27 protein-coding genes are annotated in these 22,455 nt (G+C 42.6%); 23 read left to right on the forward strand and 4 right to left on the reverse strand.

The features are described from left to right. Positions 1–3 precede the first annotated feature (3 nt). Together J7E35_RS07940 and J7E35_RS07945 are read right to left on the reverse strand one after the other, a co-directional pair. The gene (locus J7E35_RS07940; protein WP_214778600.1) at positions 4–264 is read right to left on the reverse strand and encodes a spore coat protein CotJB; all 261 of its coding nucleotides are present in this window, start codon (positions 262–264) and stop codon (positions 4–6) included. Continuing rightward, a complete protein-coding gene (locus tag J7E35_RS07945; RefSeq protein ID WP_214778602.1) occupies positions 261–491 on the reverse strand; it encodes a spore coat associated protein CotJA in 231 nt (76 codons plus the stop codon). Before J7E35_RS07945 ends, J7E35_RS07940 begins: the two co-directional genes overlap by 4 nt. A gap of 145 nt (positions 492–636) precedes the next feature. Here J7E35_RS07945 and J7E35_RS07950 point away from each other — a divergent pair, with 145 nt between their 5' ends. From J7E35_RS07950 to J7E35_RS07985, 8 genes are all read left to right on the forward strand, one after another. Then, positions 637–1,269, forward strand: a complete 633-nt coding sequence (locus J7E35_RS07950) for a CBS domain-containing protein (RefSeq protein WP_214778610.1) — start codon at positions 637–639, stop codon at positions 1,267–1,269. Between the two features lie 60 nt (positions 1,270–1,329). Beyond that, positions 1,330–1,716, forward strand: coding sequence for a hypothetical protein (locus J7E35_RS07955; RefSeq protein ID WP_214778613.1), 387 nt, complete (start codon positions 1,330–1,332; stop codon positions 1,714–1,716). A gap of 23 nt (positions 1,717–1,739) precedes the next feature. Beyond that, entirely contained in the window at positions 1,740–2,516 is a 777-nt protein-coding gene (locus J7E35_RS07960; RefSeq protein ID WP_214778615.1) for a metallophosphoesterase, read from the forward strand. A 76-nt stretch (positions 2,517–2,592) separates the two neighbouring features. Then, the gene (locus J7E35_RS07965) at positions 2,593–3,507 is read left to right on the forward strand and encodes a MerR family transcriptional regulator (protein ID WP_214778617.1); all 915 of its coding nucleotides are present in this window, start codon (positions 2,593–2,595) and stop codon (positions 3,505–3,507) included. A 65-nt stretch (positions 3,508–3,572) separates the two neighbouring features. Further along, positions 3,573–4,157 (forward strand): genetic competence negative regulator, encoded by a 585-nt coding sequence (locus J7E35_RS07970; protein ID WP_214737160.1) that lies wholly within the window; start codon positions 3,573–3,575, stop codon positions 4,155–4,157. A 350-nt stretch (positions 4,158–4,507) separates the two neighbouring features. Then, positions 4,508–5,785 (forward strand): Glu/Leu/Phe/Val family dehydrogenase, encoded by a 1,278-nt coding sequence (locus tag J7E35_RS07975; RefSeq protein ID WP_214778619.1) that lies wholly within the window; start codon positions 4,508–4,510, stop codon positions 5,783–5,785. A 210-nt stretch (positions 5,786–5,995) separates the two neighbouring features. Further along, a complete protein-coding gene (locus tag J7E35_RS07980; protein ID WP_214778622.1) occupies positions 5,996–6,157 on the forward strand; it encodes a hypothetical protein in 162 nt (53 codons plus the stop codon). 44 nt (positions 6,158–6,201) lie between these two features. Continuing rightward, positions 6,202–7,176, forward strand: a complete 975-nt coding sequence (locus tag J7E35_RS07985) for a YpdA family putative bacillithiol disulfide reductase (RefSeq protein WP_214778624.1) — start codon at positions 6,202–6,204, stop codon at positions 7,174–7,176. Between the two features lie 505 nt (positions 7,177–7,681). On the opposite strand, the gene J7E35_RS07990 is transcribed toward J7E35_RS07985, so the two are convergent. Beyond that, positions 7,682–8,653 (reverse strand): asparaginase, encoded by a 972-nt coding sequence (locus J7E35_RS07990; protein ID WP_214778626.1) that lies wholly within the window; start codon positions 8,651–8,653, stop codon positions 7,682–7,684. A gap of 102 nt (positions 8,654–8,755) precedes the next feature. Here J7E35_RS07990 and prsW point away from each other — a divergent pair, with 102 nt between their 5' ends. The 9 genes from prsW to fni all read left to right on the forward strand — a co-directional run bounded on the left by prsW (position 8,756) and on the right by fni (position 16,904). Beyond that, entirely contained in the window at positions 8,756–9,427 is a 672-nt protein-coding gene (gene prsW / locus J7E35_RS07995) for a glutamic-type intramembrane protease PrsW (RefSeq protein WP_214737154.1), read from the forward strand. A gap of 114 nt (positions 9,428–9,541) precedes the next feature. Next, positions 9,542–10,321 carry a spore cortex-lytic enzyme gene (gene sleB, locus J7E35_RS08000; protein WP_214778628.1) on the forward strand — a complete coding sequence of 260 codons (780 nt, stop codon included), beginning with the start codon at positions 9,542–9,544 and terminating at the stop codon, positions 10,319–10,321. 12 nt (positions 10,322–10,333) lie between these two features. Beyond that, on the forward strand, positions 10,334–11,683 hold the full coding sequence (gene ypeB / locus J7E35_RS08005; protein ID WP_214778631.1) for a germination protein YpeB: 1,350 nt from the start codon (positions 10,334–10,336) through the stop codon (positions 11,681–11,683). A gap of 476 nt (positions 11,684–12,159) precedes the next feature. Then, positions 12,160–12,819, forward strand: coding sequence for a flagellar brake protein (locus J7E35_RS08010; protein ID WP_214778633.1), 660 nt, complete (start codon positions 12,160–12,162; stop codon positions 12,817–12,819). A gap of 63 nt (positions 12,820–12,882) precedes the next feature. Then, entirely contained in the window at positions 12,883–13,065 is a 183-nt protein-coding gene (locus tag J7E35_RS08015) for a YpfB family protein (protein ID WP_214778636.1), read from the forward strand. A gap of 221 nt (positions 13,066–13,286) precedes the next feature. Beyond that, positions 13,287–13,961: a (d)CMP kinase gene (cmk, locus tag J7E35_RS08020; RefSeq protein ID WP_214778638.1), complete on the forward strand. Its 675-nt coding sequence runs from the start codon at positions 13,287–13,289 to the stop codon at positions 13,959–13,961. A gap of 2 nt (positions 13,962–13,963) precedes the next feature. Next, positions 13,964–14,545 carry a lysophospholipid acyltransferase family protein gene (locus J7E35_RS08025; protein ID WP_214778730.1) on the forward strand — a complete coding sequence of 194 codons (582 nt, stop codon included), beginning with the start codon at positions 13,964–13,966 and terminating at the stop codon, positions 14,543–14,545. 154 nt (positions 14,546–14,699) lie between these two features. Continuing rightward, positions 14,700–15,839, forward strand: a complete 1,140-nt coding sequence (gene rpsA, locus J7E35_RS08030; RefSeq protein ID WP_214778641.1) for a 30S ribosomal protein S1 — start codon at positions 14,700–14,702, stop codon at positions 15,837–15,839. A gap of 12 nt (positions 15,840–15,851) precedes the next feature. After that, positions 15,852–16,904 (forward strand): type 2 isopentenyl-diphosphate Delta-isomerase, encoded by a 1,053-nt coding sequence (gene fni, locus J7E35_RS08035; protein WP_214778643.1) that lies wholly within the window; start codon positions 15,852–15,854, stop codon positions 16,902–16,904. 115 nt (positions 16,905–17,019) lie between these two features. Here fni and J7E35_RS08040 read toward each other — a convergent pair whose 3' ends face one another. After that, complete coding sequence (locus J7E35_RS08040; RefSeq protein ID WP_084135440.1) at positions 17,020–17,163, reverse strand: YpzI family protein; 144 nt, start codon at positions 17,161–17,163, stop codon at positions 17,020–17,022. Between the two features lie 208 nt (positions 17,164–17,371). On the opposite strand from J7E35_RS08040, the gene J7E35_RS08045 reads away from it, so the two are divergent. From J7E35_RS08045 to J7E35_RS08070, 6 genes are all read left to right on the forward strand, one after another. After that, the gene (locus J7E35_RS08045; RefSeq protein WP_214778645.1) at positions 17,372–17,983 is read left to right on the forward strand and encodes a YphA family membrane protein; all 612 of its coding nucleotides are present in this window, start codon (positions 17,372–17,374) and stop codon (positions 17,981–17,983) included. Then, positions 17,980–18,873, forward strand: coding sequence for a YIEGIA family protein (locus J7E35_RS08050; RefSeq protein ID WP_214778647.1), 894 nt, complete (start codon positions 17,980–17,982; stop codon positions 18,871–18,873). Before J7E35_RS08045 ends, J7E35_RS08050 begins: the two co-directional genes overlap by 4 nt. After that, the gene (locus J7E35_RS08055) at positions 18,870–19,055 is read left to right on the forward strand and encodes a capping complex subunit for YIEGIA (RefSeq protein WP_214737128.1); all 186 of its coding nucleotides are present in this window, start codon (positions 18,870–18,872) and stop codon (positions 19,053–19,055) included. The genes J7E35_RS08050 and J7E35_RS08055 overlap by 4 nt, the downstream gene beginning before the upstream one ends. Before the next feature lie 203 nt (positions 19,056–19,258). Further along, positions 19,259–20,569, forward strand: a complete 1,311-nt coding sequence (der, locus tag J7E35_RS08060; RefSeq protein WP_214778649.1) for a ribosome biogenesis GTPase Der — start codon at positions 19,259–19,261, stop codon at positions 20,567–20,569. 19 nt (positions 20,570–20,588) lie between these two features. Further along, on the forward strand, positions 20,589–21,635 hold the full coding sequence (locus tag J7E35_RS08065; RefSeq protein WP_214778651.1) for an NAD(P)H-dependent glycerol-3-phosphate dehydrogenase: 1,047 nt from the start codon (positions 20,589–20,591) through the stop codon (positions 21,633–21,635). A 609-nt stretch (positions 21,636–22,244) separates the two neighbouring features. Continuing rightward, positions 22,245–22,445: a DUF2768 domain-containing protein gene (locus J7E35_RS08070; protein WP_167831376.1), complete on the forward strand. Its 201-nt coding sequence runs from the start codon at positions 22,245–22,247 to the stop codon at positions 22,443–22,445. Positions 22,446–22,455 lie beyond the last annotated feature (10 nt).

Consider the following 22,455-nt stretch of genomic DNA (forward strand, 5'->3'; position numbering starts at 1 on the left):
AATTTAGATTTGCCATGGCCAAGGACCGTCATCCCAGTTCCACGGATATCCTGAATAGCTGTTGCCGAATTGCTGGAGAGGTCCATACATGCTTTCAACGACTTTCTTCAATCGGCGTCTTTCTTTTGCGAACTGGTTGAACTGAGTGATGGCTTCATAATCCTCCGGGTGGGTGTCCAGGTACAAGGTGAGTTCAACAAGAACAAAATCTACTGCCTGGAGTTCTTCCATGGCTGCATAAAATTCCTTGGGTAATTGTTTCATGTATGATCATCCTCCCTTGGAGCTTCATAAGGTGAATACCAAGGATCATAGAAAACCTTCCACAGCGTTCCAGTTCTTAATGCCTGCATTGGCGTGAACTGTTCTAGATTGGCCGGCTGGAAGCCTAGGAACAAATTAGGCGGTGTGGAATACGTTTTCGCCTTGATCGGCGGACAAGGGTCGAAGGGACTGGAGTACGGATACCAAACTCTTCTGTATGTTGACAAGCTAAGCCCTCCTCTATATAAACTTCATTTCATTTTATGAGCAAAATTTTATTTCATGTTAAATTTATCTATATAAGAAGGGATTTTGGCAGAAATGCAGAAATATATAAGACAGGGCTGTACTTAAAAATTTGAGGTGAGTGGAATGTTTGTTAAAAGTATCATGATACCGAAGTATAAATGTATAACCGCACAATTGGATGAAACATTGCAAAGCGTTCTTGATAAGCTGGATGGAAATGAAATTGATGGCGTACCCGTACTGGACGGCGATCAATATGCAGGTGTGGTCACAAGATATGGCATCTACCAGGAGTACTTCAAGACAGGGGGAGAGAAGGATGAATTCCTCCAAAACAAAGTTGCTCGTGATGTACTTTGCCTTCAGGAACAAATCCTTCATGGCATTGAAATCTTCGAAAGTACTTTGGTGAAATTGAAGGATATCCCGCTGATGGCCGTAGTCGATGAAAAGGGGAAATTCCAGGGAGCCGTAACTCGCTCTGATGCCCTGGACCAGTTCCAGAGTGCTTTTGGAGTACATAGGGAGGGTGTCAGGATTGCGTTTACTTCTGTTGAAACAGAAGGACGTATCGCACGATTGGCTGATATCGCCCACCAGTTTCATGAGCATATCATCTCACTGGTTACTTTTGATGAAACAGATAAGCTTGTCCGCAGGATTGTCATGAAGGTCGAAAAGAAAGACAACATTGACAAGTTTGTTAAGAAGCTGGAAGAGTCTGGATTCCGGATCCTTGATATCCATGAAGTTTGATTTTTCTATACGGAAATAAAGACAAGGGCCTTTCATACATTGTGTATGGGAGGTTTTTGTATGCTTTGGAAAGTTTTCAGGCTGGTCATTGGACTGCTTTGTGGTTACCTTTTTATTATTTCGCTGTCAGCAATCTTTCCCGTACAATCGGAGGAGTTTCTGGGAGAGTTTATTTTAAACCCTTTTCAGTTTCTTGCCGGGGCGGTGGCTCTTGTATTCGGCATGTATGCATTCGGGGGCCTGATCAGGGACGGAGGAGTTGGTGTCATTAGTGCCAGCAAGGGTAAAAAGGGTTTTGGGGCGGATATTATTTTATCAATAACCTGTCTAACCTCATTCTTATTACTATTGCCCCTGGGTGTCTGGCAGACGGCAATTTTTTTCGTTTTCTGTTTGCTTTATGGTATGATGTCTTTTAGCTCACCAGAGGACGGAAATGAAAGCTAGATAAAGTATTGCGGGAGGCAAAAATGGAGATTATTATTTTCATCCTTGGAATGCTGCTGATTGGCAGCTTCCTTTTACCATATATGTATCGACAGGCCTTTGCTGACAGAGTGCTTGAGCAGGAAATCAGATTGAAAGGATTTCCGGAAAGCTTCGGGTCAGTCAAAATCTTTTTTATTTCCGATATCCATAAGCGGATCATACAAGATTCGATTATCAATGCGGTAAAGGGAAAGGCCGACCTTGTGATTATTGGTGGTGACCTTGCTGAAAAAGGTGTTCCCTTGGAGAGGGTTTCTGCCAATATTGAAAAATTGAAAATGATTGCTCCAGTTTTTTTCGTCTGGGGAAACAACGATTATGAATTCAATTCCCATGAACTTGACTCTCTTTTGTACCACCTGGGTGTTAAAGTACTCGACAATACCTCAGTTAAATTCGAATCAAAAACTGGGGACGTCATGCAAGTATTAGGTATTGATGACTTAAGTCTTGGTAAAAGCAGACTGGATCTCGCTGTCCGTGATGCTGAGGAAGAAGGATTCAGGATCCTGATCAGCCATAACCCTGCCATCGCTAACAGTCTCAAGCCAGAATACGGTATCCGCCTGGTATTAAGCGGACATACTCACGGGGGACAAATCAGGATATTCGGTTTTGGTCCTTATGAATTAGGCGGGATCAAAAAGAAAAATGGCGCCACAGTGTTGACCAGCAATGGCTATGGAACCACAGGAGTCCCTTTAAGACTGGGGGCAAAGGCTGAGACACATCTCATTACATTGGTTTCAGATTCCTAAAAAGCAGATTGAAGTTTTACAGCAAAGCTTCAACATGGATATAATCGGTAATACAGGTAATGATGGAGGTTTTAGCATGGGGAATGGCGGAGGTAAATACAATATTAAGGCAGTATCCCAAATGCTTGGTATCCAGCCTGGCACCCTAAGGGCCTGGGAAAGAAGATATCAGATGATTGCCCCTGTAAGAAATGAATCCGGTCACCGATTATATACCGAGGAACATGTTGAAATATTACGGTGGCTGATTACAAAAATTAATCAGGGCTTTACGATCAGCCAGGCTGTAACTTTGCTTGAGAACTCTTCTTCTATTTCTTTGGAGAAGGCTGAACTGCCAAAAAGGGACAGGGTCGATGAAATTAGAGACAAGCTATTGGCTGCACTTCTGGAGTTCAACGGTTCTAAAGCTCATGAATTAATCAACGAGGCTTTTAGTCTATTTACAATTGATAAAACTGTTATCGATTTATTGGGTCCCATTTTGATTAAAGTGGGTGATTTATGGGAAGAGGGTAGTATAACGACTGCACATGAGCATTTTGCTTCGTCATTTATACGTTCGCGAATAGAAGGAATATCAAATTCTTTTCCGCATAGCTCATTCCTTCCAAAGTCAATTGCAGTTTGCGGGCCCGGTGAAAAACATGAACTCGGCTTGTTAATCTATACGCTTTACCTAAGGCGAAAAGGCTTTGAAGTGATCTTCCTAGGCACAAGCATTGCCGAGAATGATCTAGAGGTAGTTGTGGAAAAGATTAAACCCAAATTTCTCTTCTTCTCCTGCACTCTCGTTGAAAATAGAAATGCAACCATAAAGCTTGCCGAAGAAATGAAAAAGATTAATCCGGACCTTATTATTGGGCTCGGTGGAATAGCATTTGATTCCATGCCGTTTGAGCAGCAAGAAGAATATCGGGAGTACATTGTAGGAATGACAAGAGCGGAATGGGAAATGTGGTTAAAAAAGCGCATTGATCAATTTAAATAACTCACCAACCTGCGATATTTTCATAAACTACAATAAGAGCTTTGTCGATGGCAGGGGGCATGAATATGCGCTTGGAACGATTAACCAACAATAAGATTAAGATATTCCTTACGATAGATGACTTATCCGACCGGGGATTGACCAAAGAAGATATATGGAAAGATTCGTTGAAGTGGCATCAGCTTTTTCATGATATGCTTGAGGAAGCCAGCGAGGAATTCGATTTGGATATCATCGGTTCAGTTGCAGTGGAAATTTTTTCATTGCATGCCCAGGGGATGGTCATGATTGTCACTATGATCGAACAGGATGAAGATGAGGAGCAGTTCGATGATGGGATTATAGAAATGCAAGTCACGCTCGAAGGAAGCGAAGACATATTGTTTGAGTTCGAGAATATCGAGGACGTGATCCAGCTGGCGAAAAGACTCTTGGACGCCGGTATTATTGGAGGAAGCCTGCATTTCATGAATGATCATTATTATTTGCTTATGAACGGAATATTGCCAGATGAGGCCGATAAGACGGTTTCGATCATGGCAGAATATGGAGTTCCATCAATATTGAGCATCCACAGACTGCTCGAGTATGGGAACGAGATTATGGAAGAACGTGCAGTCGAAAGCCTTGTCCATTATTTTATGAAATAATGGAGGGGTTTCGGCTTTTTTTATGGAAAACAATGGTTCAAGAGGTGGTCTTTTGATCAATTCCCTCAGCAAACTTGTCTGATTGCCAACGAGGGAATTTCAGAGGAATTTTCGGGTTGTTTCCTTCCCAAAATGACTCTTAAAATACTGTATGATCGCCAGGTAATGTCTTACTATTCAGTCAATTTATTATTAAGCCAATAACAATAAGGGCTTGAATGGTAGCGTTTTCATTCAATAATCAAAAAATGCGGAAAACTGTTTTTTTCTTCTTGCATAAAATAACCAAAGGTGTATACTAATCCATGAAAGCAGACAACATCCGCAAAAGTGATTTAGGAGGTTTATCAATGGTAGCCGCAAACGGTAATGAAAATCCAAATAAAGAAGACAAACATGACGTCTTACGATCTACACAAACTGTTATTCACAAGGCTTTGGAAAAACTCGGATACCCAGATGAGGTTTTTGAGCTTTTAAAGGAGCCGCTCAGGATGATGACAGTGAAAATCCCTGTCAGAATGGATGACGGATCTGTTAAAGTCTTTACTGGCTACCGGGCGCAGCACAATGATGCAGTGGGTCCAACAAAGGGAGGAATACGTTTCCATCCAAACGTATCAGAGAAAGAGGTAAAAGCCTTATCAATCTGGATGAGCTTGAAATGTGGTATCGTCGATCTTCCGTACGGCGGCGGTAAAGGCGGGATCGTCTGTGATCCTCGCGACATGTCATTCAGGGAACTTGAAAGATTGAGCCGGGGATATGTACGCGCGATCAGTCAGATCGTAGGTCCTACAAAAGATATCCCGGCACCTGATGTTTTCACAAACTCTCAGATTATGGCTTGGATGATGGATGAATACAGCCGTATAGATGAATTTAACTCTCCGGGATTCATTACAGGCAAGCCGCTGGTACTCGGTGGTTCACATGGTCGTGAATCAGCAACTGCAAAAGGGGTTACGATTTGTATCCGCGAAGCTGCGAAGAAAAAGGGAATTGAACTTGAAGGCGCAAGAGTTGTCGTCCAGGGATTCGGTAATGCCGGAAGCTACTTAGCAAAGTTCATGCACGATGCTGGAGCGAAAATCATCGGTATATCAGATGCTTACGGCGGGCTCCATGATCCGGAAGGACTTGATGTCGACTACTTGCTTGACCGTCGAGACAGTTTCGGTACAGTAACCAAATTATTCAATAATACAATTACAAATAAAGAATTGCTGGAACTTGATTGTGATATCCTTGTTCCAGCTGCGATAGAAAATCAGATTACCGAAGAAAATGCCCATAATATCAGGGCTAGTATCGTAGTTGAGGCTGCAAACGGGCCAACAACGCTGGAAGCAACAGAAATCCTTACAGAACGCGGCATCCTGCTTGTTCCGGATGTACTCGCTTCTGCAGGCGGCGTAACGGTTTCTTACTTTGAATGGGTCCAAAATAACCAGGGTTATTATTGGACAGAAGAAGAAGTGGAAGAGAAGCTTGAAAAGGTTATGGTGAAATCCTTTGACAGCATCTATGATACAGCCCAGACACGCAGAGTAGACATGCGTCTTGCTGCTTATATGGTCGGTGTCCGCAAAATGGCTGAAGCTAGCCGCTTCAGAGGCTGGATATAATCTTACCAAAGGGTTCTTCATTGAATCTTAAGATGAAATCTCCTATCATTTATTGATAGGAGATTTTTTTATTTTTGGCTCTGTTAAAGCCCGATGTTGTTTTAAAGCCCTGTTGATTGTAGTGGAAGGCGCGAAGACTCCTCCGAAAATGCTAACGCATTTTCATCGTGCGTGGGCAAATTCGAGGAAACTCAATCAATGTCCTGCGGGATGAACAAGTCATGGGGAGACCCCGTAGGCGCATCAAGCGCCGAGGAGGCTCCCGACTGCAAGGAAGAATTGGTTTTTGAAAAAGCCGGCCTCTGGGCTTTTTCATTATTCTTCCCCGCGGAAAGCGAAGCGCCTGGAACGAAAATCAACAGCCGAGTTTAACAGAGCCTTATTTTAGATCGATCGATAAGGAGTGTTTACAATACATGATAAACGAAGATGTCATCATTATCGGGGGCGGTCCCTGCGGGCTTGCTGCGGCTATAGCCTTAAAGAAAAAGGGAGCGAATCCGCTCATCATTGAAAAAGGAAATATCGTAAATGCGATTTATAATTATCCGACCCACCAGACCTTCTTCAGCAGCAGTGAAAAGCTTGCAATTGGCGATGTGCCCTTCATAACCGAGAACCTTAAACCAAAACGGAATCAGGCATTGGTTTATTACCGCGAAGTTGTCAAGCGGGAAAGGCTGAGGATTAATAAATATGAAAAGGTAACGGATGTTGAGAAACAGGGCGATAATGTTTTCAAGGTTTCCACGGATAAACAGCAATACACTGCTAATAACATCGTCATAGCGACTGGTTACTATGATCACCCAAACCTCATGGGAATACCGGGCGAAGAGTTAACAAAGGTTTCCCATTATTTTAAGGAAGCCCATCCTTTCTTCGATATGGACGTCGTCGTCATAGGCGGGAAAAACTCCAGTGTGGATGCTGCGATTGAGCTGGAGAAGGCAGGGGCGCGAGTAACCGTATTGTACCGGGGAGCAGAATATTCACCAAGCATCAAACCGTGGGTACTGCCTGAATTCGAAGCGCTTGTCAGGGCAGGTTCTGTAGAGATGGTATTTAATGCAGAAGTAAGAGAAATCGAAAAAGACTTTGTGGTATATGAGCATGAAGGGGAAAAGGTGAAAATAAAGAATGATCATGTTTTTGCAATGACTGGATACCGTCCGGATCATGCCTTCCTTGAGAAAATGGGTGTGAAAATTGAGGCAGATACAGGTCGGCCGTATTTTGATCCGGAAACAATGGAAACAAACGTTCAAGGCATTTTTATTGCAGGAGTAATTGCTGCCGGGAACAATGCGAACGAAATATTCATCGAAAATGGACGCTTCCATGGCGGACAGATTGCAGAAGCGATATCAAGCAGAACCAAGAATGAATAGAGGGCGGGTGATATCCCCTTTTATATTTTCAGATGAGAATGTTTTTAGGTCACCAATAGGCTTGATAGGTGACCTACTTTTCCAGAAAATGGATTTTCGGGTCACCAATAGGCTTGATTGGTGCCCTGTTTTTCTAGAAAATGGATTTATGGATCACCAATCTACTTCATTGGTGCCTGATTTTTTCCAGAAACTGGATTTTCAGGTCACCAATAGGCTTGATTGGTGACCTGTTTTTCCGGAAACTGGATTTTCGGGTCACCAATAGGCTTGATAGGTGACCTGTTTTTCTAGAAAATGGATTTATGGATCACCAATCGGCTTGATTGGTGACCTTATATTCCGAAAAGTGGATTCATAGGTCACCTATAGACTTCAGTAGCACCTGAACCTTCCGTTTACTTATCCAAATTAGGATTGCGAACGATAGAATTCTAGAGTAAAGAATAAAAAAGCAGTGTCTGATTGAATTCAGGACACCGCTTTTTCATATAGCACGTCAATTTTAGAACATGAACATCTCATTAATTTCATTCATCTGATCCGTTATAGCAAGGGCAACCAGCAGTTTAATCCTTGCTTTCTGACCGTTCAAACCGTTTGAAAAAATGACGCCCAATTCCTTCAGGTGCTTGCCGCCGCCTTCATATCCATAAACATCCTGGACTATGCCGGCAAAGCTTCTGGAAACAATGACAACCGGAATATTGTGTTTGAGAAAATCTTTTACACCCTCAAGTGCTGTGGGCGGAAGATTGCCTTGTCCAAGTGCTTCGATCACGACTCCATCTACGTTTAAGGCCAGGATGGCTTGCAGTAAAGAAGAGTCCATTCCTGCGTGTGCTTTAATCAGGGAAACTTTTTTGCTGATATCCGCCACCGGATAGTTTTCGTGTTTCGTAGGAGTGTGGTGGAAAAGAACCCCCCTTTTTGTCACTATCCCGATTGGGCCATATTGCGGGCTCTGAAAGGTTGAGATGTTGCTTGTATGTGTCTTGGTCACGTTGACAGCCGTGTGAATTTCGTCATTAAGGACGACAAGTACTCCTTTTCCCTTTGCTTCCGGGCTTAAAGCCACTCTTATTGACGATATTAAATTATACAGGCCGTCAGAGCCGATTTCATTGCTGGATCTCATTGCACCAGTAACGACGACCGGGAAGCTTGCCTGGCAAGTGAGATCGAGAAAATATGCTGTCTCCTCCAGTGTATCTGTTCCATGGGTAATGACTGCTCCATCGATGTAGCCTTTTTTATTATAATCCTCAAGGATATATTTTAACTCCATCATCTCTTTTGGTGTAATGTGTGGAGATGGCAAATTGAAGGGCTCTTCTACAACAAGTTCAGCAAGATTGGATAAATGCTCGGTTCCCTGTGTCAGAGGGTTATTCGCCCCTGGTTTGACCGCTCCGTTTGTATCCTCGCTCATGGAAATGGTACCGCCAGTATGAATCAATAAAATATTCTTCTTCAAAACTATTACCTCCGAAAGACCATTAAGAAAGAATAATAATCCATTTTCTTTCTTCTAATTACATGATACGATTAAAAAAACAAATTGAAAAGAGGACAGCATATGCTGGGAATAGTTACTGCCGGGGTAGCTCCGGGTCTGGCGCTGTTAAGTTATTTTTACTTAAAGGACCAGTATGAGTCAGAGCCGCTATCACTGGTGTTTAAAATGTTTATTTTCGGTGCATTGCTTGTATTTCCGCTTATGTTCATTCAATATGTGCTTTCTGTCGAGGGATTGTTCCAGGGAGACTTCACCAAAGCGTTCGGAACGGTTGGTCTTTTAGAAGAATTCTTTAAGTGGTTTATTCTTTATTATACAATTTTCCAGCATATTTCCTTTGATGAACATTATGATGGAATTATATACAGTGTGGCTGTATCCCTGGGTTTCGCATCAGCTGAAAATATCTTTTACCTGCTTGCCAATGGCCTCCAGGATGCAATTGGGAGGGCGCTCCTGCCTGTATCCAGCCATGCGCTTTTTGGAGTGATAATGGGTTACTATATTGGTAAGGCGAAGTTTTCCCCTGGGGTTCAAAAGAAGTGGATCATACTTTCACTAATGGTGCCAGTCCTTCTGCATGGTGTTTATGATTTCATCCTTATGACCAGGGAAGACTGGCTGGTTCTGATGGTTCCATTCATGATTTTCCTTTGGTGGCTGGGACTAAGAAAAGTGAAAAAGGCGCGAATATTGACCCTGCAGCATATTGAAAAGCAATATCCAATCTGAAAGACTCTTCATTCTTAAAAAATGGAGGGTTTTTTTGTTTTGTGGAATAAAAGTCAACTCTTAACAAAAAATAGGAGTAATCTTTTAAGTTCACATCTTTGGGGGTTGCATTCAATGAAGAAATATCGGTCTATCTTGAAGGTGATGGCCGCTTTGGCTTTGATCATGTCTTTTGTGCAATTAAGTGAAATCGATCAAAGGGCTGAGGCGTTTACAAGTCAGGTGCTCCAGCAGGGTGCGGTAGGTGACGATGTTATTGAACTACAGTCACGACTAAAGCATATTGGTTTTTACAACGGTAAAATCGACGGAGTATTTGGCTGGGGTACCTATTGGGCACTAAGAAATTTCCAATATGAATTTGGTTTGGAGATTGATGGAGTTGCAGGGTGGAAGACGAAACTCAAGCTTGCGAAAGCGACGCCAAATGCGAAAATTGCCTGGGGCGGCGAAAAACAAGGCGGCGGCAAAACGGGCGGAGGTGCCCAAACACAATCCGCACCCAAACCGGCTGCTGCCACAAATACACCAAATGGATTCTCGCAGAATGATATCCAGCTCATGGCTAATGCGGTCTATGGAGAAGCCAGGGGTGAACCTTATACCGGACAGGTAGCAGTTGCGGCGGTAATTTTGAACAGGTTGGACAGTGCTACATTCCCGAATACAGTTTCGGGGGTTATATTCGAACCGAGGGCGTTCACAGCAGTTGCTGATGGCCAAATCTGGCTTACGCCAAACGAAACCGCAAAAAAAGCAGTCCTTGATGCGATCAATGGCTGGGATCCTACTGGAAACGCCATGTACTATTTTAATCCTGATACTGCCACCAGTGCCTGGATTTGGTCACGACCGCAAATCAAAAAGATTGGAAAACACATTTTTTGTAAATAGGGGTGAGTTGAATTGCTAAGAGGAATAGCCATTGCAGTCCTCGTCATTGGTATTGCCGGAACTGCCTATTGGGGTTATCAGGAGCACAGGGAAAAAACAGCGGTACTGATTAATGCTGAAAATAATTACCAAAGAGCCTTTCATGACCTGACATATCAAATTGACTTATTGAACGATAAAATTGGTACAACACTAGCGATGAATTCAAGAAGTTCATTATCACCACAGTTGGCAGAGGTTTGGAAAATCACCTCGCAGGCTCATAATGATGTAGGGCAGCTTCCTTTGACACTTTTGCCATTTAATAAGACGGAAGAATTTCTGGCGAATATCGGTAATTTCAGTTATAAAGCAGCAATCCGTGATCTGGATAAAGAACCATTAACAGAAAAAGAATATTCGACACTTAAGACCTTATATGAACAATCAGGTGAAATCCAGCAGGATTTAAGGCAAGTCCAGCATATGGTCCTGGAAAATAATCTCCGATGGATGGATGTTGAACTCGCTCTTGCTACAGAAAAGGGCCAGACTGACAATACCATCATTGATGGGTTCAAGACTGTCGAAAAAACAGTAGAAGGGTATACGGAAACAGATTTCGGACCAGCACAGATCAATCTTCAGAAAAAAGATGAAAATTTCAAAAAGCTGCCTGGCGAGCAAATATCCAAGGAAAAAGCGATCCAGATTACGAGGAAATATACTCCGGTCAGAAATGGCGGCAACGTGAAGGTAACAGAAAATGGCAAAGGCTCGGATTATGGATTTTTCAGTGTTTCGATCCAGAATCCAAAATCAAAACTTGAAGCGAATATGGATATAACCAAAAAAGGTGGCTATCCAATCTGGTTCTTGCTTGACAGAGATGTGAAGAATCAAAAACTCAGCCTCAACGACGCTTCTAATAAGGCAATCGCCTTTTTAAAGGATCATAATTTCGAAAACCTGGATCTCTTTGAAAGCGCCCAATATGATAATATCGGTGTATTTACTTTTGTCGGTACGCAGGACGACGTAAGAATTTATCCCGATGCAATCAATATGAAAGTCGCACTGGACAATGGAGATGTCATCGGCTTCTCTGCGGAGGATTATTTGAAATCCCATAAAACAAGGGAAATTCCACAGGTTGGCATTGACATGGCGGAGGCAAAAAAGAAAGTCAATCCAAATCTCAAAGTGATGGATGAGAAGCAAGCAATTATCCTGAACGACATTAATGAAGAGGTGTTATGCTATGAATTCACAGGAGTTCTCGGCAATGACACCTTCAGGATTTATATCAATGCGGAAGACGGAACGGAAGAGAAAGTAGAAAAACTGCAAAATGCTGAACCAGTATATGAGGATGTAGTCTAAGGGAAAGCCAAGTGCTTTCCCCTTTTTTATTGTATAGAGTTATAAAAGAACTACCTGTGGGTGTGTTAATCCAGCTCCAGCTCCAGCGCCTAGCCCCTCGAGACTCTTGTCTAGCTGCGGCTCCTAACTCCTCGAGACGCTTCGTTCCTGCCAATGAAGTCAAAGAACGACTTCACTGTCAGGCCCTCCGAGGCACACGATGTGCTAGACCCGCCAGCCACAGGACGTGGCGTTTATAGGCGGGTAGCGCTTGTCGGGGCTGAACGAGGCGCTTGCGCTTTTTGTTCTTTCAAGTTCTTCAGAACATGGTTTGCGATGTTGGGAAAGTAACAAGATTTACGAAAAGAGGTTTGTAAAAATAATCCATTAAAGGACTATTGCACCAGATTAGTCCTGCATGTCATAATAAATATGAGATAGTTCTCAATCAAACAAATTAAAAGCAACATAGACAGAAGTGGGGAAGTGGGTTAGCTATGATAAAAATCGGTGATAACATAATCCTTGAGCATAGATATTCTGACAGCTTTGAACAATATAAGTGTAAACTCGTTGAGCGTCAGGGCAATGATTTATTTATTGATTACCCTGTAAATTTGAATACCAACAGAACAGTGTTCTTGCTTGAGGGTACACCGTTAAAGGCTAATTTTGTTACAGATTCAGGTTCTCATTATTATTTTGACACGGAAGTCAAAGGAAGAGTCAAGCTTAATATCCCAATGGTGATTCTGTCGTATCCAGGCAAGGACCGACTCATTAAAATTCAGCGCAGGCAATTTGTCCGGGTTGAAACCTCCGTGGATGCAGCTGTTTACTCCGGCAAGGGAGAATTCACTCCATTTACAACAGTAACGGATGATATCAGCGCTGGAGGAGCTGCATTGCTGATTGATAAAAAAAGCAGTCTGAAGGAGGATATGGAAGTTGAATGCTGGTTTGTCCTCCCGATGCAGAATGGAGAATTTGAATACAGGAAGTTCCGTGGAAAAGTAGTTCGAATCATCGACGGTGAAGGACATATGAACAAGGCTTCTGTCCAATTCTTTGACTCCACTGGTACCGACAGGCAGATGCTTCTAAGATTTTGCTTTGAAAGACAGCTTGAAATGAAGAAAAAAGGACTTCCTGTTTAAAAGGAATAAATACCTGGAAATGCTCCAATAATAGAATAAAAGATTTTTACGGGAGCATCAGAAATGAAAACACTTGAAAGAATCCTTATCAAAATCGCTATTATTCAATTTGTTTTTTTAATTATCGCCCAAATATTCTTCCATGAAATCAATGCTTTTCCTGAGCTTAAAGAAATTACCCAATACGAGGGTGTAACGGACAATAACCATTCAGAAGTCCTGAAATCCATAAGAAGCAAAGAGTAAGCAGGTTGGAAGCCTGCTTTCTTTTATTTTGCGGTTTAAAGCCGCTTTAAAAAGTGCTCTCGACTCATTTTTGAAAAAGGTTGATTCCTTTAGTGGCATGGGTGCAGGGAAAGTTTAGAAAAGTGCCTCAAAAAAAGTGTTGATTAGCGAGGATTAAAAGATTTTTGTGTTAAAATATAAGAGTATATAAAGTAACAACTAGAAGTGTACCAGGAGGAAATATGAGTAGACGAATTTCAATTGCCATAGACGGTCCTGCAGCAGCAGGAAAAAGTACGGTTGCCAAAATTGTAGCCGAAAAACTTACATATATATACATCGATACAGGTGCGATGTACAGGGCACTTACATACAAGGCTTTACATAAAGGGGCCAGCCTGGATAACGAAGCAGGTTTGATTGAAATCTTGAATGATACCTCAATTGTGCTTTTGCCTGGAGAATCGGGTCAGATGGTTTTGCTTGATGGAATCGAGGTCACCAATGAGATCAGGAGCGCGGAAGTTACCAATCAAGTATCATATGTAGCCGTGCATGAACTTGTGAGGAAAGAAATGGTAAAACGCCAGCAGCAGTTTGCAGTTGACGGCGGTGTAGTGATGGACGGAAGGGATATCGGCACACATGTATTGCCGAATGCCGAGGTAAAGGTCTTTTTGCTTGCAAGTGTTGAAGAAAGGGCACAACGCCGTCATGCAGAGAATATCCAAAAAGGATTCCCTTCTGATCTTGAAAAGCTGAAAGAAGAGATTGCCGCGCGTGACAAAATTGATTCTGAGCGGGAAGTGGCTCCATTGAAAAAAGCGGATGATGCAGTCGAGATAGATACAACCTCTTTGTCAATCCAAGACGTTGTAGGGGAAATTATGGAATTGGCGCTTGAAAGGATCGGGTGAAATTGACGGTTTATTCGTTTGTAAGGTCTCTAGTAAATTCAGTTTTGAGTCCAATTTATCGCATTGAGGTAATTGGCAAAGAAAATGTGCCTTCTGATGGCGGTGTGCTGTTATGTGCCAATCATATTGACAATCTTGATCCCCCGGTAGTTGGGATCACGGCCCCTCGTCCCGTCCATTTTATGGCGAAGGAAGAGCTTTTCTCTGTCCCTGTACTTGGGAAAATTGTCCCTCACCTGAATGCTTTCCCTGTTAAAAGGGGAATGAGCGACAGGGAAGCTTTAAGAAAAGGTCTCGGAATTTTAAAGGATGGAAAGGTTTTAGGTCTGTTTCCAGAGGGAACAAGAAGCAAGACAGGTGAAATGGGTAAAGGGCTTGCAGGAGCGGGCTTCTTTGCGCTCCGGTCTGATGCTCGTGTCGTACCGTGCGCGATCATCGGTCCATACAAAGCATTCAAGAAATTGAAGGTGGTATATGGAAAGCCTATTGATATGGAGTCTATTAAAGAAAAAAAGTTAAATGCAGAACAGACAACTGACTTGATCATGGGTGAAATCCAAGAACTGATTAACAAATATAAGTAATGTTTCTTGCTTGACAAAAATGTCTGTTTGTAAGAAGTTATTAAGAAGAGATATTTTTAGAATTTTCACTTAGTGGCTAATTATGGTGTTTTTAAAGTGGCTTTTCGCCACAAAGCATATATTTGCAGCAGTCATGGATTAAGGAGGAGTACATATGTCAGAAGATATGAACCAAATTGAGGTAAAAAACTTTGAGGCTGGAGACCGAGTTAAAGGCCAAGTAACAAAAGTGGAAGAAAAGCAAGTTTTAGTAGATATCGAAGGCAGCAAGCTGGACGGCATCATCCCGATCAGTGAACTATCCAGCCTTCACGTTGAAAAAGCAGAAGATGCGGTTTCTGTCGGCGATGAGTTGGATTTGGAAGTACAAAAGGTTGAAGAAGAAGCTTTGATTCTTTCAAAGAGAAAAGTAGATGCAGAAAAAGCTTGGGAAGAACTAAAAGGCAAATTTGAGAGTGGCGAAGTTTTCGATGCTGAAGTGAAAGATGTCGTTAAGGGCGGCCTGGTAGTGGATCTTGGTGTCCGCGGTTTCGTTCCGGCATCACTTGTAGAATCTTACTTTGTGGAAGATTTCTCTGATTACAAAGGGAAGACGCTCAGTTTCAAAATTGTAGAACTTGACCAGGAGAAGAACCGCTTGATTCTATCACACCGTGCAGTTGTGGAAGAAGAACAAGGAAAGAAAAAGCAGGACTTGCTTGCGGCTATCCAATCTGGGCAGGTTATTGAGGGTACAGTACAAAGAATCACAGACTTTGGAGCGTTCGTGGATATCGGCGGAGTTGATGGACTTGTCCATATTTCACAGCTTTCCCATGAGCATGTAGAAAAGCCATCTGACGTTGTCGAGGAAGGTCAGCAGGTTCAAGTTAAAGTGTTGAGCGTGGATCGTGATAATGAGCGTATTTCACTTTCTATCAAAGAAACACTGCCTGGACCATGGGCGGACATTGATGAGAAAGCTCCTAAGGGTAGCACTTTGGAAGGAACGGTGAAGCGTTTGGTTTCTTACGGTGCATTTGTCGAAGTATTCCCTGGGGTTGAAGGCCTTGTCCATATTTCACAAATTTCTCATAAGCATATCGGCACTCCGCATGAAGTCCTTCAAGAAGGGCAGACTGTAAAAGTGAAGGTGCTTGAAGTTAACAAGGAAGATCAAAGACTATCACTTAGCATGAAGGAGTTCGAGGAAAGAGAAAGCAATGAGGCGTTTGACTATGAACTTCCTGAGGAAACAAAGGGCTTCAGTTTAGGTGATATGATCGGAGACAAGCTAAAGAATCTTAAACAGTAATGGTGATATATCGTGTCAAGATCAAAACGTAAATGGGACCATATCCAATATGCCCTTGAAACAGGCCAGAAGCGCCTAACCGGTTTTGACGATATTAAGTTTGTAAACCAAAGCTTGCCTGGATCAAATCTTGGTTCAGTAAAATTGGAAACTGAAATTGGCGAACTTTCTTTAAGTTCGCCAATTTTTATAAATGCCATGACTGGCGGCGGCGGAGAGCGAACTTACCGAATCAACCGAGAATTGGCGATAGCGGCAAGAGAGACTGGATCGGCCATTGCGGTTGGATCACAAATGGCTGCACTGAAGAATCCGGGTGAAGGAAGAAGTTATGAAGTTGTAAGGGAAATGCATCCAAACGGCATTATCCTTGCCAATTTGGGCAGTGAGGCAACAGTCGGGCAGGCAAGAGCCGCAATCGATATGATCCAGGCAGATGGCCTGCAAATCCACTTGAATGTAGTGCAGGAATTGACCATGCCCGAGGGAGATAGGGATTTTGAAGGTGCGTTAGCAAGAATTGCAGAAATTCAACACAGTGTCGGGATTCCGGTAGTGGTGAAAGAGGTAGGGTTTGGCATAAGTGCCGAGACTGCTGCAGCTCTTATATCATCAGGAATACGCTATGTTGATGTTGGCGGATTTGGCGGCACCAATTTTGCGGAAATAGAAAATAAGCGGAGGAACCGTTTATTGACGTTTTTTGAGGATTGGGGAATACCGACTGCAGCCTCGATTATTGAGACAAAATCTGCTTCACAAGAACTTTCTGTTATAGCTTCAGGCGGAATACAGACTAGCCTGGATATAGTTAAAGCCCTTGCCGCTGGTGCCGACGCGGCCGCAATGGCAGGATACTTGCTCAAGACCTTGATGGAGAATGGGACAGAAGAGTTGATCCAGGAAATCAATATGATAAAAGATGAAATTGCTGTCATTATGACAGCGCTTGGAGTACATACAATCGACGCACTGAAGAACGTACCCCTTGTCATCTCAGGAGAAACTCATCACTGGCTCGAACAAAGAGGAATAGATACTTCAGCATTTGCCAGAAGGCGATAATATTAAAGGAAGTAAATCAGAATAGCCCCCTGCATTTTTGCAGGGGGCTATTCTTGTTTAAATGATTTTTTTACGGCTTCAAGATTCGTCCAAAGCTGCATATTTACAAGGTTTTTTAGCTATACTTGCCGTCATTTAATGACCGTGCTTCTTCAGGGCTCTGCATTTTCGCAGCTCCTGGATAGTGCAATGCCTGGTCACGGTCAGACTCCACACGTCCGCTCTTTTTAAGTTTCTTTTCCTGTCGGTCTTTGCCCATATTTTCACCTCCAGAATGATTTGGAATTCAGACAGGAACTAGTCAGCTTAGGAGGACTAGTTCCTGTTAAAGGTTCCTCTATCATTAACTGTTTCCAAGCTGTAAAAAAGATACTGCTTTTCTTAACATGGAACAGCTAAAAAACTTTATGCAAAAAAGATTAAATTACATAACGGTTTACCATAATGGAAATGATAGGAGGGGTTGGATGGAAGGGTTGTACTTTTATTGGCTTGCTTGGATCGGTTGGGTTTGGACTACTTTCTTCATGAATAAAAACAATCCTCTGAGACTGAAATGGGCTGTTATCTTGCTGGCCGTCATTTTTGCTGCACCATACACAGTCGATGTTTTTATTTTCGAGATGCATCTGTCTGCTTTAGCAATTGCCTTGTTTATTTTCCTTGAAACAAGACGGAAAAAGACTGGCTCATTTTTATATTTATTTTTAAGTTCATTTATTATTATGCTTGCGTACACAAGTTTTTTGATGTTCGAATTATTTGATCCGATTTGGGTATTGTTCGATCGGAAAATCATGCTAGGAGCAGCAGGTTTTTATCTGGCAGTCCTGTTACATAAAGAAAGGCAAGACCGTATATTAGCATTGATTTCAGGATTTTTGCAGGGGGATCTATTGTTTTCAGCGATTCTGTGGAAATTTAACTTTCCATATGCTGCTGCTTCCATGGCTTTTATGGACCTCCTGTTCATATCTCTCGGACTTCTCCTCGCCTGGTCAGCTATTGAATCAATGATTGCGGTCATGTCCGGCAGTACCTTAAATCAAGTTGAAGGGGAGGAACAAAAGACTTCATGAATGAATATACGTTACCAATCGTATTCGGAATTGCTATTGGGACCTTATCGAGGCTTTTTATGCTTAGGACCGATTATCGTCAGTATCCAACCTATTTACACGGAAAAATCATTCATGTAGCTCTCGGATTCATCGCGGCAGGGCTTGGCACTGTTGCAGGTCCTGCAATCATGGAGGAAGAGTTCACGGCGATTACCTTTTTGACCCTTGCTGCGTCACAATTCAGGGAAGTCAGGAACATGGAGAGAAACACTCTGACTGAACTCGATAGCTATGAACTCGTTTCTCGCGGAAAGACATATATTGAGGGCATTGCGATTGCTTTTGAGAGCCGTAATTACCTGGTGATCTTCACTTCCCTTGTCAGCACGCTCGCCTATCTGATATTTAATATTTGGGCTGGAATCATTGCGGCAGTAATCGCGGTGGTAATATCCCATAAGCTGATGTCAGGGGGGAAGCTGAAGGATATTGTTGAAATCGAATATATGGAACCAAGGTTTGATGGTGCAGGGCTTTATGTGGATAATATCTATATCATGAACATTGGTCTTCCTGAAAGGCAGAAAGAAGTACTTCGTTATGGTATGGGATTTATTTTAAAACCAAAAAACATGAATGCACGGTCCACAATTGCGAATCTTGGTCAGAGGCAGGCTGTTCTGCATGACTTGTCAACTGCGCTTGGCGTTTATCGCGATTCAGGTACACCAGCGCTCGTTCCGTTGGCGAAGAGGGACCTTGACGATGGCAGAGTAGGAGTTTTCGTGCTTCCGCAGGAACGGGATATCGAGCGGGCTTTAACGGTAATTGGTGATGTGCCAACACTGGAGAATGCAATCAGGATGCCTTCTGAAAAAAAGAGCAATGAAGGGAGTGGTGCACAATGATGCTGGAAAAATTCGTCCTTGCCGCCATTACCACGAACCCTAAAAAAATGCCAGCTGGTACAGCCGTTTTTCATTGCGATTCAAAGGAAGAAATGGAGAAGGTTGCTGCAAACCTTGAAGCAATCCTGGATGGGATCGCTCATGCACTGACAGACGAGCTCTATATTATCGTAAAACACTGACAAGAAATGTTTTCATTGCCTGTTTAAGGCATCTTTTGATAAACTGATTAAGCCAGACCCTTCTGTATATCAAGAAGGGTTTATTTTATAAATGTCTTCAAGGCATTAAATTAATAATGAGAACTATAAAAAGTTTTGAGTTTGACATTGTTATGGCTCAGGTCCTTTGACCTGCACAATAGAATTTTGAAAGGGTGATGTTCATGACGAAACCAGTGGTAGCTATCGTTGGGCGTCCGAATGTCGGCAAGTCTACGATTTTTAACCGAATCGTTGGTGAACGTATTTCGATCGTTGAAGATATTCCTGGAGTAACGAGGGATCGTATATACAGTTCAGCTGAATGGCTGACACATGATTTTAATATTATTGATACTGGCGGGATAGATTTAGGGGACGAGCCGTTTTTGGATCAAATCCGCCAGCAGGCTGAAATTGCCATTGATGAGGCAGATGTCATCATTTTCCTTGTGAACGGCAGAGAGGGAGTAACGTCCGCTGATGAAGAAGTGGCAAAAATCCTTTATCGTTCCAACAAGCCAGTGGTCCTGGCGGTCAATAAAATTGATAACCCGGAAATGAGAGACATGATTTACGACTTTTATGCTCTTGGTTTCGGTGAACCTTTCCCGATCTCTGGATCGCATGGACTGGGTCTGGGTGATTTGCTGGATGAGGCAGCTAAGCATTTTCCAAAGGACAAAGAAGATGAATATGATAAAGATGCGATTAAGTTCTCATTGATTGGCCGACCGAACGTTGGGAAGTCTTCTTTAGTGAATGCGATTCTAGGGGAAGACCGTGTCATTGTAAGTGATATAGCGGGAACGACCAGAGACGCGATTGACTCGCAAGTAACTTATAATGGGCAAAAATATGTCATTATTGATACCGCGGGTATGCGCAAAAAAGGGAAAGTGTATGAAACAACTGAAAAATATAGTGTTTTAAGGGCATTAAGGGCGATTGAGCGTTCTGATGTTGTCCTCATTGTCATTAATGCGGAAGAAGGCATCATCGAGCAGGATAAGCACATTGCCGGATATGCCGAGGAAGCAGGGCGCGCTGTCATCATCGTTGTAAACAAATGGGATGCAATCGAAAAGGATGAAAAGACAATGAAGGAATTCGAGGAAAAAATACGTACTCACTTCCAATTCCTGAGCTATGCCCCAATTGTTTTCTTATCGGCAAAAACAAAGAAAAGAATCCACACATTGATGCCGATGATTAATATGGCGAGTGAAAACCATGCAATGAGGGTTCAGACGAATATCCTGAATGAAGTTGTCATGGATGCTATTGCGATGAATCCAACTCCAACAGACAAAGGAAAAAGGCTAAAGATTTATTACGCGACACAGGTATCGGTCAAGCCGCCAACATTTGTTGTCTTTGTCAATGAACCTGAATTAATGCATTTTTCTTATGAGCGATTCCTTGAAAACAGAATCAGGGATGCCTTCGATTTCACAGGCACACCAATCAAGATTTTTGCGAGACAAAGAAAATAAGAAAAAGGTTGTGGTTTAAATGGAAAGGAAGAGTGAGAAAGTAGCAGTTCTTGGGGCAGGGAGCTGGGGAACGGCTTTGGCTATGGTCCTTGCCGACAATGGGCATGAGGTTCGTCTTTGGGGGCACAATCCAGTGCAAATTGATGAAATCAATCTCCACCATACCAACAAGAAGTATCTTCCTGAAATTACTCTGCCTGCAACCATTTTTGGTCATTCTTCACTTCAAGAGTCATTGGACGGAATCAGAACAGTGGTTTTGGCAGTTCCTACAAAAGCGATCCGTGAAGTAATCAGGAAGATGATTGAGGTTACCTCTGAACCTTTGGTCATCGTCCACGTCAGCAAAGGGATTGAACCTGATTCCTTGCTTCGTATTTCCGAAATGATCGAAGAAGAAATGCCCGAGGACTTGTTGGAAAGTGTTGTTGTCTTATCCGGTCCAAGCCATGCCGAAGAGGTAAGCCTGCGCCACCCTACAACGGTAACTGTATCCTCGAAAAACATGGGAGCAGCCGAAAAAATCCAGGACCTGTTCATCAATAATAACTTTAGGGTTTACACGAATCCAGATTTGATCGGTGTGGAAATTGGCGGAGCGCTAAAAAATATTATTGCTCTGGCTGCCGGAATTTCAGATGGATTAGGTTATGGGGATAACGCTAAGGCAGCTTTAATTACCAGGGGTCTTGCGGAGATCGCCCGGCTTGGTGTCAAAATGGGGGCGAGCCCATTGACCTTTTCAGGGTTGACAGGTATCGGAGACTTGATTGTTACTTGCACGAGTGTCCATTCCAGGAACTGGCGGGCGGGAAATCTGCTTGGTAAAGGCCAGAACCTTGAGGAAGTCCTTGAGAATATGGGGATGGTCGTAGAAGGAGTCCGGACAACTAAGGCAGCCTATCAGCTTGCAGGAAAGTACGGAGTCAATATGCCAATAACGAATGCGCTATATAATATCCTTTTCGATGGTGTCAATCCGAAGGACGCTGTTGATGGGTTGATGTCCCGAGAGAAAACACACGAAATGGAAGACCTGGCAGACATTCTTGGCGGGAAAATCTGAATCAGAAAAATTTTCTGCTGTATAATGTTGTCAAAATGGGCATTCGAGGATGCGATTTCCATAATGCATGCATAAGATGCATACGAAGCAAACTGGTGGTTTGAACTGGGTGTAAGGGTATTTAGTCATGTAGGCTGAGGTAAAGTTGTCCGCCCCTTCTTTACCTCAGCTTTTTTTGCTGTTAAAATAGACTGTTTTCGTAAAAATTGTTGTTAAAATCCTAAAGCCGATTTTAACGAAATAAAAAGCCGATTTGTTGGCCGGTATTAAGTTTGCAAGCTCTTTTCTCATAATAAGCTTTAATTTTATAGAGGAACATTGGTCATTGTCACTAGCAACAAACTTTGAGAAAAGAGCCTAAAATAAGACTGTTTTCGTAAAAATTGTTGTTAAAATCCTAAAGCCGATTTTAACGAAATAAAAAGCCAATTTGTAGGCCGGTATTAAGTTTGCAAGCTCTTTTCTCATAATAAGCTTTAATTTTGTAGAGGAACATTGGTCATTGTCACTAGCAACAAACTTTGAGAAAAGAGTCTTAAAAAAAGATTTATTTGCCTGCATGCTTGCTGCTTATGATATAATACTTCTCGGAAAAGGGAGGGGTTTACTTTGTCACCCGCTTTATTGAAGATGTATATTTCTTTTGTTGGAATGGGAAGTATGATACTGTCTTTGTTTGCCATTTATTTAAGCCGCTACAAGTTAAAAGGCTTTTTCAAAATAGCCACGGCAATCATTGCCTACATATTGATGATCATCGCAGGGCTGATAATTTTCTTTGTCGTTTTCAGCGGCCCTACGAGTGAATAAAATACATAGG

Source organism: Bacillus sp. ISL-45, assembly GCF_018613195.1.
In the GTDB taxonomy this organism is placed as follows: domain Bacteria; phylum Bacillota; class Bacilli; order Bacillales; family Cytobacillaceae; genus Mesobacillus.

Excerpts from the sequence above, each read along its gene's own strand:
- sleB (WP_214778628.1), top strand. The coding sequence starts at position 9,542 with ATGAAGAAATATCGGTCTATCTTGAAGGTGATGGCCGCTTTGGCTTTG.
- J7E35_RS07955 (WP_214778613.1), top strand. The coding sequence starts at position 1,330 with ATGCTTTGGAAAGTTTTCAGGCTGGTCATTGGACTGCTTTGTGGTTAC.
- J7E35_RS07980 (WP_214778622.1), top strand. The coding sequence starts at position 5,996 with ATGAACAAGTCATGGGGAGACCCCGTAGGCGCATCAAGCGCCGAGGAG.
- J7E35_RS08065 (WP_214778651.1), top strand. The coding sequence starts at position 20,589 with ATGGAAAGGAAGAGTGAGAAAGTAGCAGTTCTTGGGGCAGGGAGCTGG.
- J7E35_RS08040 (WP_084135440.1), bottom strand. The coding sequence starts at position 17,163 with ATGGGCAAAGACCGACAGGAAAAGAAACTTAAAAAGAGCGGACGTGTG.
- cmk (WP_214778638.1), top strand. The coding sequence starts at position 13,287 with ATGAGTAGACGAATTTCAATTGCCATAGACGGTCCTGCAGCAGCAGGA.
- J7E35_RS08055 (WP_214737128.1), top strand. The coding sequence starts at position 18,870 with ATGATGCTGGAAAAATTCGTCCTTGCCGCCATTACCACGAACCCTAAA.
- J7E35_RS07985 (WP_214778624.1), top strand. The coding sequence starts at position 6,202 with ATGATAAACGAAGATGTCATCATTATCGGGGGCGGTCCCTGCGGGCTT.
- J7E35_RS07960 (WP_214778615.1), top strand. The coding sequence starts at position 1,740 with ATGGAGATTATTATTTTCATCCTTGGAATGCTGCTGATTGGCAGCTTC.
- J7E35_RS08045 (WP_214778645.1), top strand. The coding sequence starts at position 17,372 with ATGGAAGGGTTGTACTTTTATTGGCTTGCTTGGATCGGTTGGGTTTGG.
- rpsA (WP_214778641.1), top strand. The coding sequence starts at position 14,700 with ATGTCAGAAGATATGAACCAAATTGAGGTAAAAAACTTTGAGGCTGGA.
- J7E35_RS07950 (WP_214778610.1), top strand. The coding sequence starts at position 637 with ATGTTTGTTAAAAGTATCATGATACCGAAGTATAAATGTATAACCGCA.
- J7E35_RS08015 (WP_214778636.1), top strand. The coding sequence starts at position 12,883 with ATGAAAACACTTGAAAGAATCCTTATCAAAATCGCTATTATTCAATTT.
- J7E35_RS08010 (WP_214778633.1), top strand. The coding sequence starts at position 12,160 with ATGATAAAAATCGGTGATAACATAATCCTTGAGCATAGATATTCTGAC.
- J7E35_RS07975 (WP_214778619.1), top strand. The coding sequence starts at position 4,508 with ATGGTAGCCGCAAACGGTAATGAAAATCCAAATAAAGAAGACAAACAT.
- J7E35_RS07965 (WP_214778617.1), top strand. The coding sequence starts at position 2,593 with ATGGGGAATGGCGGAGGTAAATACAATATTAAGGCAGTATCCCAAATG.
- J7E35_RS08050 (WP_214778647.1), top strand. The coding sequence starts at position 17,980 with ATGAATGAATATACGTTACCAATCGTATTCGGAATTGCTATTGGGACC.
- prsW (WP_214737154.1), top strand. The coding sequence starts at position 8,756 with ATGCTGGGAATAGTTACTGCCGGGGTAGCTCCGGGTCTGGCGCTGTTA.
- J7E35_RS07940 (WP_214778600.1), bottom strand. The coding sequence starts at position 264 with ATGAAACAATTACCCAAGGAATTTTATGCAGCCATGGAAGAACTCCAG.
- J7E35_RS07970 (WP_214737160.1), top strand. The coding sequence starts at position 3,573 with ATGCGCTTGGAACGATTAACCAACAATAAGATTAAGATATTCCTTACG.
- der (WP_214778649.1), top strand. The coding sequence starts at position 19,259 with ATGACGAAACCAGTGGTAGCTATCGTTGGGCGTCCGAATGTCGGCAAG.